Raw genomic sequence first — 13,866 nt, forward strand, 5'->3', positions numbered from 1 at the left:
ATCGGGTTCTGCGGCGGCGTGCTGCGCGGGCGGGACCGGCCTCGGCGCGGGGGCTGATCCGGGATCCGCTTGATCGAAGCGGATCCCGGATCACACGCCTGCGCGGCGCCTGAGCGAAGCCCCAATCCGCCATCCCGAAGGGATCAAGCGGATCACCAGCCCGCGCGGCGCCTGAGCGAAGCCCCAATCCGCCATCCCGAAGGGATCAAGCGGATTTGGGATAATTCGTCATCCCGGCGATCGGCCCGGTGTCGCGAACGCGCCGCGGGTCCGAGGTCGCGTCGGCATCGGACCGGCCTCTGTCCCGCCGCACCGACAACCGAGCGGGACGGCCATGCCGCCCCCGTCCAGAGCGAGAGGAGGGGGGTTGGATGCCGCACGCGGTGAGAGACGTCCGTCGAGGGACCGCGGGACACCGTCTCGCTCGCCCGGGCGCGCACGGCCGGGCCCTCGGGCGGGGGCCTCGCCAGGGCAGCTTCCTGCCGCGGCGGCCCGCTCGGCCCGAGGGAGCGGCCCGCCGCCGGCCTGGTCGCGCGGGAGGACGGTTCCCCCGCGTCGCCTGCTCCGCGGGGGCGGGGCCGGGGGCCGTCGCCGAACCGTCGGCCGGGCCCCGGGGAACGATCGCTGCGGACGCGAAAACGGCGCCGGGGGTGCCGGCGCCGTCGGTGGGGTGGTGCGGGGCCGGGGCCGGCGTCAGGCGGCCGGGGCCGGCGTCAGCACGGCGGCGGACTTGGTGTAGGCCGCCCGCATGGGCTTGAGCACCAGGACTGCCATCAGCGCCGCCACGATGTTGAGCGCGGCCGCGGCGATGAAGACCGCGTGCCAGCTGCCGGTCCAGGTCGTGAGCAGGCTGGTATAGGGCACGATCAGGGCCGCGGTGCCCTTGGCGGTGTAGAGCAGGCCCGCGTTGGTCGCCGCGTACTTGGTGCCGAACGTGTCGCCGCAGGTGGCCGGGAACAGCGAGTAGATCTCGCCCCAGGCGAAGAACACGAGGCCCGTCAGGATCACGAAGGCGACCGGGTCGCTGCCGAACACGCTGAGCGCGTAGATGCCGAGGCCCTCGATGGCGAAGGACAGGAACATCGTGTTCTCGCGGCCGATATGGTCGGAGACCCAGCCGAAGAAGGGCCGCGTCACGCCGTTCAGCACCCGGTCGAGGGTGGCCGCGAAGGTCAGCGCCGGCAGCGTCACGCCGAGCAGGCTCACCGGCACGTCGGCGATCTTGAAGTCCTTGGCGATCGGGCCGAGCTGGGCCGTCGCCATCAGGCCGCCCGCCGCCATCATGACGAACATGGCGTACATCACCCAGAAGATCGGGGTGCGCACCATCTCGCCGGGCGTGTAGTCGCGCCGGCTCTGGCTGACCCGGGCCACCTCCGGCACCTCGCCCTTGCGGGGCGCGACCAGGAAGAGGGCGAGCAGGCAGACGACGAGGCCCTGGCCGATGCCGAAGTAGAAGAAGGCGGACTCGTAGCCCTGCGTCTTGATCATCCACTGGATCGGCACGACGGTCAGGGCAGAGCCCGCGCCGAAGCCCATCGCGGTGATGCCGGCCGCGAGGCCGCGGCGGTCCGGGAACCACTTCAGCGAGTTGCCCACGCAGGTGCCGTAGACGGCGCCCGCCCCGGTGCCGCCGATCGCGGCCGCGATGTACAGGACGGTGAGGGACGTCGCGTAGGAGTTGATCACCCAGGCGATGGCGCAGAGCACGCCGCCGATCAGCGTGACGATCCGCGGGCCGTACTTGTCGACGAACCAGCCCTCGATCGGCACCAGCCACGTCTCAGTGACGACGAACAGCGTGAAGGCGACCTGGATCGCCGCGCGCTCCCAGCCGTGCCGCTCCTGCATCGGATTGACGAAGAAGGTCCAGCCGTACTGCATGTTGGCGATCATGCACATGCAGATCACCCCGAAGGCGAGCTGCAGCCAGCGCCCCCCTCTGGCGTTCTCCTGTGTCCCTGACATCGGCGTCTCTCCTGGTCGTGTTGGTTAAGAGGTCTTCGCGCGCCGCCGCGACTCTGCGTTCGCTGGCCGGCGCCAACCCGGTGCGCGGCGCCGGTCCCCGGTCGCCTCGCCTCTCCGTCCTAGGTCGACGGTATACCAGATGAGTGTGGTCCGAGGTCGAGGCCGCTGTCAATCGGTCGCATCAAGACCAAGGATGAATCCACGGACTCGATCCGCGTTCCCGCGCCCGCCGGAGCAGTCATGCAACGTGTTCAACTGAACGAACGTTCGCTTTCATGCTGCATTGCACGCGTACTCCGCTCCGTTCCGCCGCCGGGGATTGGTGCAGCCTGGCGCGACATGGCCGGGAGTCACATCACAGGCGGCCGGCCGCAACAAGGCCGGACAATGGTCCCGGGCGGCCGCTGCCGGCTTGACCTGAGGCCCGGGGAGCGGGAACCTCGGCCGTGTCCGGCCGTCTTCCCGGTGAGCGACGCGGCGAGGGGAGGGGCGGAATGGTCCGGATCGGTGTCATCGGGGCGGTGCTCCTCGGCCTCGGCCTCGGCCCCGCCCGGGCCGACCTGCTGGTCGCGGTCGACAAGGCGGCCCAGCGCATGACGGTCACGGTGGACGGGCAGGAGCGCTACACTTGGCCGGTCTCGACCGGCGCCGCGGGCTACGCGACGCCCTCGGGCTCCTTCGCCCCCTCCCGCCTCGCGCGCGAGCACTACTCGCGGGAGTGGGACGACGCGCCGATGCCCTTCTCGGTCTTCTTCACCGATGCGGGCCACGCGATCCACGGCAGCCGCGCCGTCGGCCGCCTCGGCAGCCCGGCCTCCCACGGCTGCATCCGGCTCAGCCCCGGCCACGCCCGGATCCTGTTCGGCCTCGTCCAGGCCCAGGGGCTCGGGCGCACCCGCATCGAGGTGAGCGGCACGGAGGCGATCGCGTCGGGCGGGGATGCGAGCCCGGCCGCCCCCCTCGATTACCGGCGCCTCACCAGCTTCAACCCGCTCGTCTCCGGGATCATCGCGGGCGAGCCGGGGGCGAAGCCGCGGGCGCCGTGAGCCGGCGGCCCCGCGCCGCTCGGCCGCGCCGGCGGGCCGCGCCGCCCGATCGATCGCGTCGCGCCGCGCGACCGGCGCCGCGCATCGCTCGGCCGCGCCGGCGGCCGGAGCGTTCGTCCGAAACCCGGATCGTCCGCCATCCGACGGATTGCTTCGCCATCTCCCATTTCGGCCATGCGGATGTCGGCTTCGCTCAAGCGCCGCGCGGGCTCGTGACGCTGTCCGGGCGTGATCCTCCGGACAGCGCATCAGCCCCCATCCGCCCGCCGAAGAACCGCGCGATCGCCTCGGCGGCGAGGTCGGGAGCCTCGACGTGCACGAAGTGGCCCGCCTCCTCGGCGCGGCCCGCCTCCAGGTCCGAGAAGGTCTCCCCGAGGGCGTCCATCCACTCCACCCGGATGATCGGGTCGCGGGCGCCCCAGAGCACCCGGGTCGGCACCGGGATCGGCGGCAGGCGCGGCGCCTCGCCGGCGATCACCTGCTGGCGCCCCGGCGCGGCCGAGAGGTACCAGTCGAACCCGCCCTGGAGATTTCCCGGCCGCATGAAATTGTCGATGAAGCGCTCCATCATCGGCGCGAAGGCCTCCGGGTCGGCGCTCCAGTGGCGCAGGAAATGCCCGATATAGGCGGCACAGGATTCGCGCGAGGCGCCCACCAGCGCGGCCGCGAAGGGCTGCTGGTGGAAGTACTGGTACCAGGTCTCCTTGAGGTGGGCGGCGGCGGCCCAGCGCGGCCCGATGCCGGTGGTGGGGCAGTTGAAGAAGAACAGGCCCGCGAGCCGCTCGGGGTGGCGCCGGGCGAAGGCCTGCATCACGTAGGCCCCGACATCGTGCCCGACGAGCCCGACCCGGGCGAGCCCGAGCGCGTCGAGCAGGGCGAGGAGGTCGGCCGCGTGCGCCTGCGCATCCACGGTCGGGTCGGGCGGGGCCGCGGGATCGCGGCCGGTCTCGCCGAAGCCGCGCAGGTCCGGCGCGATCAGGCTGAAGCGGTCGGAGAGCCGGGCCATCAGCGGCTCGAAACTCGTCCAGAATTCGGGCCAGCCGTGCAGCAGGACGAGGGGAGGGCCCTCGCCCGCCCGCGCCACGTGCTGGCGCAGGCCGGGCAGGTCGAGGATCTCGTGGCGGATCTCCGCCGCCCGCGGCGCCGATGCGCCCATCGCTCGGGTCATGGGGTCTCCTCCGGGGCCGGGGAGCGGTCCGCCGGGCCCCGGACCGCCCAGCGTTACCACGCGGGGCGGCCGCCGTCCCGGTCCGGCCCGCCATCTGCCCTTATGCCAGTCTTTCTCGGATCACTTTAATGATCAGGCAGAGTCCTGATCCTATGAAGGCTGCCATGACGCACGCCCGAACGGCCAGGATCTCCGCTGAATCTCAGGTGCTCATGCGTTCGACATAGGCCGTATGCACGTCGAGAGAGCGCCGCCCTAACTCGAACAGCACGGTTAACGCCGTGCTCCAGCTTGCGCAGAATTGTCGAATGTTCGGCTCTCCGGGGTGCCAGGTCGCCGCCGCCGGAGCCCCACTGACGCCCGGGAACGACGATGGATCGCGTGGCTCTCTCCTGGCTCAAGCGCGGCACGACGGCCCTCTGCGCGGCCCTGCGCTGGCGGCCGGTCTGGGTTCTGGCGGGTGCCGGGGCGCTGCTGGCCGTGCTGATCGCCTCCGCCGCGCTGCTGCTCGTCCGCGACCTGCACGCGCGGGCGGTGGAGGACGCCCAGCAGAGCCTCGCCGGCCTGTCGATCAGCCTCGGCGAGCAGGCCGACCGGGCCCTGCAGGCAATCGAGCTCGTGCAGCAGGGCATCATCGAGGAGATCCGCGCCAACGACGTGGTCACCGAGGAGGAGTACGTCGCGCAGGTCTCCTCGCGGGCGATGCACGACCTGCTGCGCGCCCGGATCGCCGCGCTGCCGCAGGTGAACGCCATCACGCTGATCGACGAGACCGGCAAGCTGCGCAACTTCTCGCGCTACTGGCCGATCCCCGACGTCACCATCTCCGACCGGGATTATTTCAAGGCCCTGGTGGCGGACCCCGCTTTGCAGCGCTTCATCAGCAAGCCGGTGCAGAACCGGGGCGACGGCGCCTGGACGATCTACATCGCCCGCAAGGTCTCGGGCTCGGACGGCCGCTTCCTCGGCCTCGTCCTCGGGGCGGTCGAGCTGCAGTATTTCGAGCGCCTCTACCGCCAGACCGCCCCGGCCCCCGACTACGTCCTGTCGATGTTCCGCCAGGACGGCGTGCTGCTGGTGCGCCACCCGGCCCGGGAGGGCACGATCGGCCGCAGCTTCGGCAATGCCGGCGCGGCGCTGATCGCGGCGCTGGGCTCGCGCAGCGGCGTGATCCGCAACGTGAGCCCGATCGACGGCCAGGACCGTCTCATCGCCGTGCGCGGCCTCGCCAATTACCCGGTGCTCCTCAGCATCAGCCGCACGGCCGAGGCCTGCCTCGCGGCCTGGAGCCGGCAGGCCGGGGCGCTCGGGGCCGCGGCCCTGGGCCTCGATCTCGGCCTCCTCGGGCTCGTCGTCCTGGGCGCGCGGCAGATCCGGGGCCGGGAGCGGCTGGCCGAGGCCGAGGCGGCCCGCGCCGCCGCGGAGGAGCGCGCGCGCGGCGAGTGCGACCTGCGCACCCAGTACGCCCGCTTCGGCATCGCCCTCGACAGCATGACCCAGGGCCTCTGCCTGTTCGACAGGGACGACCGGCTGATCCTGATGAACGCGCGCTTCGCCGCCATGCACGGCGTGCCGGCCGACCTCGCCCGGCCGGGGACGCCGCTCGCCGACCTCCTCGCCCGCCTCGCGGCGCACGGCACCGAGGGCGCGCTGCGGCGCCGGCCCGAGGGGGCGGACGACCCGGTCGCCTTCACGGTCGACCTCGCCGATGGGCGGGCGATCAGCGTCGTGCAGGCGGCGATCCCGGCCGGCGGCTTCGTCTGCACCCACGAGGACGTGACCGAGCGGCGCCGCAGCGAGGAGCAGATCGCCTATCTGGCGCGCCACGACGCGCTCACCGGCCTGCCCAACCGCATTCCCCTGCGGGAATGGATGGAGGAGGTCTTCGCGAGGCGGCCCTACGGGGATGTCGGGGCGGTGCTCTGCCTCGACCTCGACGGGTTCAAGGTCGTCAACGACAGCCTCGGCCACCCGGCCGGGGACGAGCTCCTGCGCCTCGTCGCCCGGCGGCTGCGGGGGGTGGTGAGCGCGACCGACCGCGTGGCGCGGCTCGGCGGCGACGAATTCGCCATCGTGCAGGTGGGGGCCGAGCAGCCCCGGCAGGCCGCCCTGCTCGCCGAGCGCGTCGTCGCGGTCCTGCAGCAGCCCTTCGAGATCCAGGGCCAGCAGGTGGTGATCGGCGCCAGCCTCGGCGTCGCCACCGCGCTCAGCGCCGACCCCACCCCCGACGCGCTCCTGCGCAGCGCCGACATCGCCCTCTACCAGGCCAAGGCCGCCGGCCGGGGCACGTGGCGGTTCTTCGACGCGGAGATGGACCTCGAGATCCAGCGCCGCCGCCGCCTCGCCGCCGACCTGCGCCGCGCCCTCGACGAGGGGCAGTTCGAGGTGCACTACCAGCCGCTCGTCGAGGCGCGCAGCCGCGCGCTGCGCGGCTTCGAGGCGCTGCTGCGCTGGCGCCACCCGGAGCACGGCAGCGTCAGCCCCGCCGTGTTCATCCCGCTCGCGGAGGAGACCGGCCTGATCCGGCCCCTCGGCGCCTGGGTGCTCGCCCAGGCCTGCGCCGAGGCCGCGAGCTGGCCCGAACCCCTCAAGATCGCCGTCAACCTCTCGCCCGTGCAGTTCGTGCAGGGCGACCTCGTCGCGGAGGTGCGGCGGGTCCTGGCCGAGACCGGCCTCGGCCCGGGCCGGCTCGAACTGGAGATCACCGAATCCGTGCTCCTGCAGGACAACGAGGTCACGCTCGCCGTGCTGCACGAGCTGCGGACGCTCGGCGCCCTGATCTCGATGGACGATTTCGGCACCGGCTACTCGAGCCTGAGCTACCTGCGCAGCTTCCCCTTCGACAAGATCAAGATCGACCAATCCTTCGTGCGCAACCTCGCCCGCGAGACCGACAGCGTCGAGATCGTACGGGCCGTGATCGGGCTCGGCCGCGCCCTCGGCATGGGCGTGCTGGCGGAAGGCGTGGAGACCACCGAGCAGCTCGACATCCTGCGCCAGGAGGGCTGCGACGAGCTGCAGGGCTACCTGTTCAGCCGGCCCCGGCCGGTCACCGAGATCCGCAGCCTCTTCAACGCGAAGGCGGCCTGAGCGGTCGCGCCCGCCTCGCCCGCGACCTGCGCGACCGGGATCCCCAGCACGGCGGCGCCGCCGGGCCGATGCGCCCGGTCGTCGAGGCGCACGCGACCGCCAGCGACGACGAGATCCGCGCGCTCGCCCGCTCCACCGCGAGCCTCTACGGGCCCCGCAGGGCCAGCGAGCGGAGCCGCCCGACCGGCCGGGCGCGCCCTTTCTCGGCACCGGCGAGGCCGCACAGGGCCCGACCGCCGCGGCGCTCGGCAACGCGATCCGTCAGGCGACGGGGCGGCGGCTGACCGACCTGCCGTTTCGGCCCGCGCGGATCAAGGCGGCGCGTGAGCGAAGCCCGAATCCGCCATCCCGAAGGGATCGATCGGATGTGGGATGAGGCCGGGCCCTGCCCGGCGCCGGCCCTGCCCGGCGCCGGCCCTGCCCGGCGCGGGCCTGGCGCGCGGGGGCGTTCGCGCGTAGGGCCGGGGCGGGGGTGGATCCCCCTGACCCGCGAGGCGCCCCCCGATGCCGTCGGACTCCCCCGTCCTGATCCCGATCGACATGCAGCGCGCCTTCGACGCGCCGCCCTGGCCGCGCCGCTGGAACGCCGACCTCGACCGCAACGGCCGCCAACTCCTCGCCGCGTGGCGGCGCGCCGGGTTGCCGATCATCCACGTGCGCCACGATTCGGTCGAGCCGGGTTCCACCCTGCGGCCCGGCCTGCCCGGTCACGCCTTCCGCGACGGATTCGCGCCCCTCGACGGGGAGCCGGTCGTGGCCAAGAGCGTGAACTCCGCCTTCATCGGGACCGACCTCGACTTGCGGCTGCGCCGCCTCGGTGCGCCACCCCTGGTGGTCTTCGGCATCGCCACCGACATGTGCGTGTCGACCACGGTGCGGACGGGCGCCAATCTGGGTTGGGCCATCACGCTCGTCGCCGATGCCTGCGACTGCTTCGACCTCCCGGACACCGCGGGCGGCGTGATCCGGGCCGAGCAGGTCCAGGCCGTGCACCGGGCGACCCTGGCCTACGAATTCTGCCGGGTCGTCTCGACGCGGGAGGCCGTCTCCGCCCTCACCGGCGCCTGAGCTGCCCGCCGGCTCCCCGGCCGTGAGGATGGGCGCGCGAGCCTCTCGCGCCGGCGGGGGCCGCGGCGCCTCACCCGCGCGGGATCGGCCGGCCGCGGCAGGCGGCCTTGCGGTCGGCCTTGCCGAGAGACTTGGTGCCCGTCGGTGGGATTCCGGTCGGGGTCGGCGCCCCGACGCTGCCCTGCGCCCAACACGCGGTGGCGGAGACCGCCCACAGGGCCCCCATTGCCGCGCTCCCCATTGCCGCGTTCCCCATTGCCGCGTTCCCTTGGCGTCCCCTCCGGCGCCGGGCACCGGCCCGACGGCCGCGCGCCGCCCTCCCGACCTCGGCCGCAGCACGTCGGGCGCCAGATGCTCGGCCCCGTCCTACGACGCGGGGGAACGGCGGCGGCGGGGCGGCACCGCCGCCATCGCGGCGGAGTCGAGGGCGTGTCCGGCGGGCGGGCGCGGCGTGGCGGGCTCCGGCGCGGGGGGCGAGGCATCCCGGGCGGGGCCGGCCGATGCCCTGGCCGGCGCCCTGGCGGGCCGCTTGGCAATGGTCTTGGCCGGCGCCTTCGCAGCGTCCTTGGCCGAGTCCTTGGCCGCGTCCTTGGCCGCAACCTTGACCGGCTTCGCCTCGGGCGCGGCGCCGCCCGCGAGCGCCAGGAGGCGCCGGCGGAGCTCGACCGCGCCGCCGGCCTTGAGCGCCGCGCCGTGCTTGTCGAAGCGGGTGACGAGGGTCTTGACCTCGGCGTCCGTGAGGCCGTCGACCAGGAGGGCGAGGGGATGCGGGCCGAGCGCCGCCTGCACCCGGCGAAGGCCGTCGACCGTCATGTCCTTGGCCTTGAGCTGCCTGACCACCAGGGCCTGGGCCGCCTTGGCGACGTCGTGCCGGATCGCCGGGAAGGCCTGCGGCGTCTCGGCGATCGCGCACAGGATCGCGAGCCCGTCGATCTCAAGCGCCATGCAGCACCTCCTTCACCTCGGTCATCAGGGGCGCGATCGTGCCGCCGATCAAGTCGTGATAAGTGTCGTGATACTTGTTGCGGTAGGTCGTGTACTGCCGCGTGAGGGCGTTGGCGAGCGCGGCGGATTGCGGAACGCGGGTGGCGAACAGGCGGAAGACCGGGTTCTCGGCCGCCGCCCCCTCGGTCAGGGAGCGCAGGGTCGTCTGGTGCTGCTTCACGTTCTGCTGCAGGCGCGTGACCAGGACGTGCGGAAGGCGCCGGGGGGTCAGCATGCTCTCCGGGCCGCCCGGCGTCCCCCAGATCATCCGGTAGAAGCCCTTGAGCCCGTAGGTCGACAGGAAGTCGGGAATGCAGGCGACAATCACGAGGTCGGAGGCGCGGATCGCCACCTCGGTCATCGGTGAGATGCCGGGCGCGCAGTCGAACAGCACGTAGTCGTAGCGGTCGCGCAGCGGGGCGAAATCCTCGTGGAACAGCTTCCACAGGTGGCTCTCGATCGCGTGCATCGAGAACTTGCGGGTGGTGAGCGCGTAGATGATCTCGCGCTCGACGATGCGCAGGTCCGGCCCCGAGGGGAGCAGCGAGACGGCGAGGGGCTCGCCCAGATGGGTCGTGGTGCTGATGGCGGCGCGGACGAAGTCGGGCAGCACCGCCCGGTCGCGGTCGACGATGCGCAGGCCGAGATAATGGTCGAGGGTGCGGCCCTCCCGGATCAGGTCGGCCAGGATCTCGTCGCCCGCGAAGCAGATCGAGGCCGAGGCCTGCGGGTCGAGATCGACCACGAGCACGCTGGCCCCGCTCGCCGCGAGGGCGTCGGCGAGCATGACGACGGTCGTGGTCTTGCCGACGCCGCCCTTCATGTTGGCGACGGCGACCAGCTTGCCGCTCATCGGCGCCGTCCCGGCACCCCCCGCACGGCGGGGCGGGGCGCGAGGGGGTGAGGGGAGGGGGCTGCGCGGTCCATGCGGGGCTCGTCGGTCGCCCCGTTCCACCACCGCGGGGCGAAGCCCGTCAAGGCCGGACGGCGGCCGTCCCGCCCCGTCACGCCCGCGAGCAGCGCACGTAGACCGAGGCGCCGCGCTCGCTCGACCAAGTGAGGCGGTTGCCGTCGACCGACAGGCGCACGTGCGAGGTCCAGCGCTGGCGCGCGTTGCGGCAGCTCGCCGCCATCGTCCAGGAATTGCCGGCCCGCTTCATGTCGCGGAAGACGCAGGAGGTCTTGCCCGCCCGCGCGCCGTCGTCGCGGATCACCGCCGGCAGGTAGCCGAGGCGGCGGGCCTGCCGCATCGAGCAGGCCGCCGCGGTGGGTCCCCAGACGCCCACGTAGGTGGCGTCCGGCTTCGGCGTCTCCTCCCCCTCGTCCTCGTCCGCGCGGGGCGGGGGCGGCGCCGCGGCGGCGGTCTCCCGCGAGGGCAGCGGGATCACCCGGGCCGGCCGGGCGGCGGGCGCCTCGGCGGGGGGCGCCGGGGGCGGGGCGGCGGAGGTGGTCGCCGGGGGTGCGGGCGGCGGCGCCTCGCGGGGCGGCTCCTTCCAGGGCCGCCGGAATTGCGGCACCGTGGAGCGGTAGGGCTTCGACAGGACCGGCTCCTCGGCGACCGGGCCCTCGAGGTCGGATTGCGCCGCGGCCCGGCCGCCCGCACCCGCCACCCACGCCCCCGCGAGGGCCGCGAGTGCCGCCGCCGCCGCCCACCCGCTGCGCTGCCCCCTGGTCACGCCCCGCCCCCTTCCCGAACCCCGCCCGATTCCCCGGACGCGGCATCCCCGGACAATGTCCCTTGAGTCGCGCGCGGCGCGAATCCTGCCAGTTGTCGCGGCGTGCTTGTCGCGGTGCGGCCGTCGCGGCGCGTCCCCGGTGGACGCGGCGCCCCGGCCCCGGGCGGGTCAGCGCCCGAAGATGCCCTTCAGGAACTGGGCCGTGCGGTTGCGCTTCCTCTTGCGCTCCAACTCGGCGGCGTCGCGCACCCAGGCGACCTGCACCACCCGCCGCTCGCCCTCGAAGGGGTGGTGGCCGTGCCAGGAATTGTCGGCGCGCAGGAAGGCGAAGAGCGTGCCCATCGTGGGCGGCACCTCGACGGCGTAGGGCTCGAACTTCTGCCCGTCGTAGAGTACCCGCAGCCGCCCGCCCGCCGGCGCCTCCCAGGCGTCGTTCATGTAGACGAGGAGCGTCATCACCTTGGAGGGGCCGTCGGTGTGGATCGCCCCGTATTTCGGCTGCGAGCGCTTCATGATCGTGGTGAGGCGCGGGCAGGCGACGAGGTCGAGGCCGAACTTCTCGCTCATCACGGCCGAGAATTCGTCGCTCTCCAGCTCCTCGATCAGGTCCTTGAAGCGCCCCTTGAGCTGCACCTCGTCGACCGTGAGGTAGCCGGGCTTGGCGATGTCGGGGAAATCCCGCCGCAGCTCCTCGACCGCCTCGGGCCGCAGGACGCCCTGGCCGAGGATGTAGGAGTAGGGCTCGCGCGCGAGCGGGGCGGCGCGCACGGCGTCGACGTTCAGGATCGAAAGGCCCGGCATGGTGTCCGTGTGGTCCAGGGATGGGGCGCGGCGGTCCCGCCGGAACCGCCACCCGGCGTTCTTCTCCCGCGATTGCGGCGAGGCCGGGGCATCCTGGCCGCGGCCAGGATGCCCCGGCCTCGCCGCGATCCCGCGCGGGCGGGCCGGCGGATCGGTCGCGGGCCCCCCCCTTGCGGCGCGGCGGCCCGGGCGACATGAACACCAGGCGCGCGCCGCCGCGCCGCCCGGGAGACACGCATGCACGGACTCAAGCAGGGCCTCCTGCAGATCTGGCGTCTCGCTTACCCATATTTCGTCACGCGCGAGGAGACGCAGATCCGCATCTGGCCATTCGGAACCTTCCGGGTGCAGGAGCGGTGGGTCGCCGTCACCATGGCCGCCCTGGTGATCGGGATCGAGTTCGCCCAGGTCGCGATCAACGTGCGACTCTCCTATTTCAACCGCGACTGGTTCAACGCGATCCAGAACAAGGACGCGGTGGCGTTCTGGGCGCTGCTGTTCTCGGTGTTCTGCTTCTGGGCCGCGATCTACGTGGCCAGCGCGATCATCCAGTACGTGATCCAGTCGTTCCTGCGGATCCGCTGGCGGGCCTGGATGACGCGCCACTACGTCGACCGCTGGCTCGGCCACAACGTCCACTACCGGATGGGTTTCGCCGGCGCCCGGGCCGACAACCCCGACCAGCGCATCGCGGACGACATCGACCAGTTCACCCAGACGACGCAGACGATCACCATCAGCTTCCTGTCGGCGGTGTCGAACCTGGTCTCGTTCTCGGTGATCCTGTGGACCATCTCGGCGGCCTTCACGGTGCCGGGGACGGAGTGGCACGTGCCCGGCTTCCTGGTCTGGGGTGCGCTGATCTATTCGGGCCTGGTGACGTGGCTGACCCACCGGATCGGCCGGCCGCTGATCGCGCTGAATTTCGAGCAGCAGCGCCGCGAGGCGGATTTCCGCTTCTCCCTGGCCCGGCTGCGCGAGTACGGCGAGCAGGTGGCGCTGCTGTCGGGCGGGCCGGCCGAGCGGGCCTCCCTGCGCGACCGCTTCGGCGCCCTCATCGCCAACTTCTACGCCATCGTCGACCGCCGCAAGAAGCTCTCGGCCTTCACGGTCAGCTACCAGCAGGTCAACGTCGTCATTCCCTACATACTGGTCGCGCCCTACTACTTCACCGGGCAGATCCCGCTCGGCATGATGACGCAGACGGCCGGCGCCTTCGCGCGGGTCGAGAACACGATGTCGTTCTTCATCACGTTCTACGTCACGCTGGCCGACTACAAGGCCCAGGTCGACCGTCTCACGAGCTTCGACGCGGCGATGGACCGGGCGCTGGCCCTGCAGGCGGAGAGCCGGCTCGCGGTGGCGCCGGGCGCGGGCGACGCCCTGGAGGTGCGCGGCCTCTCCCTCGGCCTGCCGGACGGGCGGCGCATCGCCTCCGTCCCGGACCTCGCCCTGCGGGCGGGCGAGACGGTGCTGCTCACCGGTCCGTCGGGGTCGGGCAAGTCGACCCTGTTCCGGGCGCTCGCGGGCATCTGGCCCTTCGGCGAGGGGACGGTGCGCACGCCCGCGGGCGCGAGCCTGATGCTGCTGCCCCAGCGCCCCTACCTGCCGATGGGGACATTGCGGCAGGCCACCACCTACCCGGACGCCACGGAGCGCCACGGCGACGCGGCGATCCGCGCGGCCCTGGAGGCGGCGCGGCTCCCGCACCTCGTCGCGCGCCTCGACGAGGAGGCGCCCTGGGCCCAGACCCTGTCGCTCGGCGAGCAGCAGCGGCTCGCCATCGCCCGGGCGCTGCTCGCCCGGCCCGACTGGCTCTTCCTCGACGAGGCGACGGCGGCCCTCGACGAGCCGACCGAGGCCGCGCTCTACCGGATGCTGCGCCAGGAACTCCCGGGCACGACCCTGGTGTCGATCGGCCACCGCTCCACCCTCGAAGCCTTCCACCAGCGGCGCCTCGCCATGACGGCGCGGGAGGACGGCGTCTTCGAGCCGCGCGGCCTGCGCGAGGTAATGGCGGCCCAGTAGGAGCGGCCCCCCCGAGCGGGCCCGCCCCGCGCGGGCC

Annotated in this window: 10 protein-coding genes and 1 pseudogene; 5 read left to right on the plus strand and 6 right to left on the minus strand. The window is 73.2% G+C overall.

The annotated features are described in order from the left end of the window. Positions 1 to 693 precede the first annotated feature (693 nt). Positions 694 to 1,968, minus strand: coding sequence for an oxalate/formate MFS antiporter (gene oxlT, locus M446_RS08705; RefSeq protein WP_012331735.1), 1,275 nt, complete (start codon positions 1,966 to 1,968; stop codon positions 694 to 696). Between the two features lie 494 nt (positions 1,969 to 2,462). Between oxlT and M446_RS08710 the strand changes: the two genes are divergently transcribed. Beyond that, the gene (locus tag M446_RS08710) at positions 2,463 to 3,014 is read left to right on the plus strand and encodes a L,D-transpeptidase (protein ID WP_012331736.1); all 552 of its coding nucleotides are present in this window, start codon (positions 2,463 to 2,465) and stop codon (positions 3,012 to 3,014) included. A gap of 193 nt (positions 3,015 to 3,207) precedes the next feature. On the opposite strand, the gene M446_RS08715 is transcribed toward M446_RS08710, so the two are convergent. Further along, positions 3,208 to 4,170 carry an alpha/beta fold hydrolase gene (locus tag M446_RS08715; RefSeq protein WP_012331737.1) on the minus strand — a complete coding sequence of 321 codons (963 nt, stop codon included), beginning with the start codon at positions 4,168 to 4,170 and terminating at the stop codon, positions 3,208 to 3,210. Between the two features lie 384 nt (positions 4,171 to 4,554). Here M446_RS08715 and M446_RS08720 point away from each other — a divergent pair, with 384 nt between their 5' ends. The 3 genes and pseudogenes from M446_RS08720 (at position 4,555) to M446_RS08725 (ending at position 8,340) form a co-directional block, all read left to right on the plus strand. Continuing rightward, positions 4,555 to 7,272: an EAL domain-containing protein gene (locus tag M446_RS08720; RefSeq protein ID WP_012331738.1), complete on the plus strand. Its 2,718-nt coding sequence runs from the start codon at positions 4,555 to 4,557 to the stop codon at positions 7,270 to 7,272. 181 nt (positions 7,273 to 7,453) lie between these two features. After that, positions 7,454 to 7,648 (plus strand): annotated as a pseudogene (locus M446_RS38820) (hypothetical protein); the annotation flags it as partial. A 128-nt stretch (positions 7,649 to 7,776) separates the two neighbouring features. Next, positions 7,777 to 8,340 (plus strand): cysteine hydrolase family protein, encoded by a 564-nt coding sequence (locus tag M446_RS08725; protein WP_012331739.1) that lies wholly within the window; start codon positions 7,777 to 7,779, stop codon positions 8,338 to 8,340. 366 nt (positions 8,341 to 8,706) lie between these two features. Here the strand turns inward: M446_RS08725 and M446_RS08735 are convergent, their stop codons facing one another. From M446_RS08735 to M446_RS08750, 4 genes are all read right to left on the minus strand, one after another. Next, on the minus strand, positions 8,707 to 9,285 hold the full coding sequence (locus M446_RS08735) for a hypothetical protein (protein ID WP_012331741.1): 579 nt from the start codon (positions 9,283 to 9,285) through the stop codon (positions 8,707 to 8,709). After that, positions 9,275 to 10,177, minus strand: a complete 903-nt coding sequence (locus M446_RS08740; RefSeq protein ID WP_012331742.1) for a ParA family protein — start codon at positions 10,175 to 10,177, stop codon at positions 9,275 to 9,277. Before M446_RS08740 ends, M446_RS08735 begins: the two co-directional genes overlap by 11 nt. A gap of 151 nt (positions 10,178 to 10,328) precedes the next feature. After that, positions 10,329 to 11,000, minus strand: a complete 672-nt coding sequence (locus tag M446_RS08745; RefSeq protein WP_012331743.1) for a hypothetical protein — start codon at positions 10,998 to 11,000, stop codon at positions 10,329 to 10,331. A gap of 168 nt (positions 11,001 to 11,168) precedes the next feature. Then, a complete protein-coding gene (locus M446_RS08750; protein ID WP_012331744.1) occupies positions 11,169 to 11,801 on the minus strand; it encodes a 2OG-Fe(II) oxygenase family protein in 633 nt (210 codons plus the stop codon). A gap of 237 nt (positions 11,802 to 12,038) precedes the next feature. Between M446_RS08750 and M446_RS08755 the strand changes: the two genes are divergently transcribed. After that, the gene (locus M446_RS08755) at positions 12,039 to 13,829 is read left to right on the plus strand and encodes an ABC transporter ATP-binding protein/permease (protein WP_012331745.1); all 1,791 of its coding nucleotides are present in this window, start codon (positions 12,039 to 12,041) and stop codon (positions 13,827 to 13,829) included. The last annotated feature ends 37 nt before the right edge of the window (positions 13,830 to 13,866 follow it).

The sequence above is a fragment of the Methylobacterium sp. 4-46 genome, from assembly GCF_000019365.1.
GTDB lineage: Bacteria > Pseudomonadota > Alphaproteobacteria > Rhizobiales > Beijerinckiaceae > Methylobacterium.

Coding starts and splice junctions, on each gene's coding strand:
- oxlT (WP_012331735.1), bottom strand. CDS start 1,968: ATGTCAGGGACACAGGAGAACGCCAGAGGGGGGCGCTGGCTGCAGCTC.
- M446_RS08710 (WP_012331736.1), top strand. CDS start 2,463: ATGGTCCGGATCGGTGTCATCGGGGCGGTGCTCCTCGGCCTCGGCCTC.
- M446_RS08715 (WP_012331737.1), bottom strand. CDS start 4,170: ATGGGCGCATCGGCGCCGCGGGCGGCGGAGATCCGCCACGAGATCCTC.
- M446_RS08720 (WP_012331738.1), top strand. CDS start 4,555: ATGGATCGCGTGGCTCTCTCCTGGCTCAAGCGCGGCACGACGGCCCTC.
- M446_RS08725 (WP_012331739.1), top strand. CDS start 7,777: ATGCCGTCGGACTCCCCCGTCCTGATCCCGATCGACATGCAGCGCGCC.
- M446_RS08735 (WP_012331741.1), bottom strand. CDS start 9,285: ATGGCGCTTGAGATCGACGGGCTCGCGATCCTGTGCGCGATCGCCGAG.
- M446_RS08740 (WP_012331742.1), bottom strand. CDS start 10,177: ATGAGCGGCAAGCTGGTCGCCGTCGCCAACATGAAGGGCGGCGTCGGC.
- M446_RS08750 (WP_012331744.1), bottom strand. CDS start 11,801: ATGCCGGGCCTTTCGATCCTGAACGTCGACGCCGTGCGCGCCGCCCCG.
- M446_RS08755 (WP_012331745.1), top strand. CDS start 12,039: ATGCACGGACTCAAGCAGGGCCTCCTGCAGATCTGGCGTCTCGCTTAC.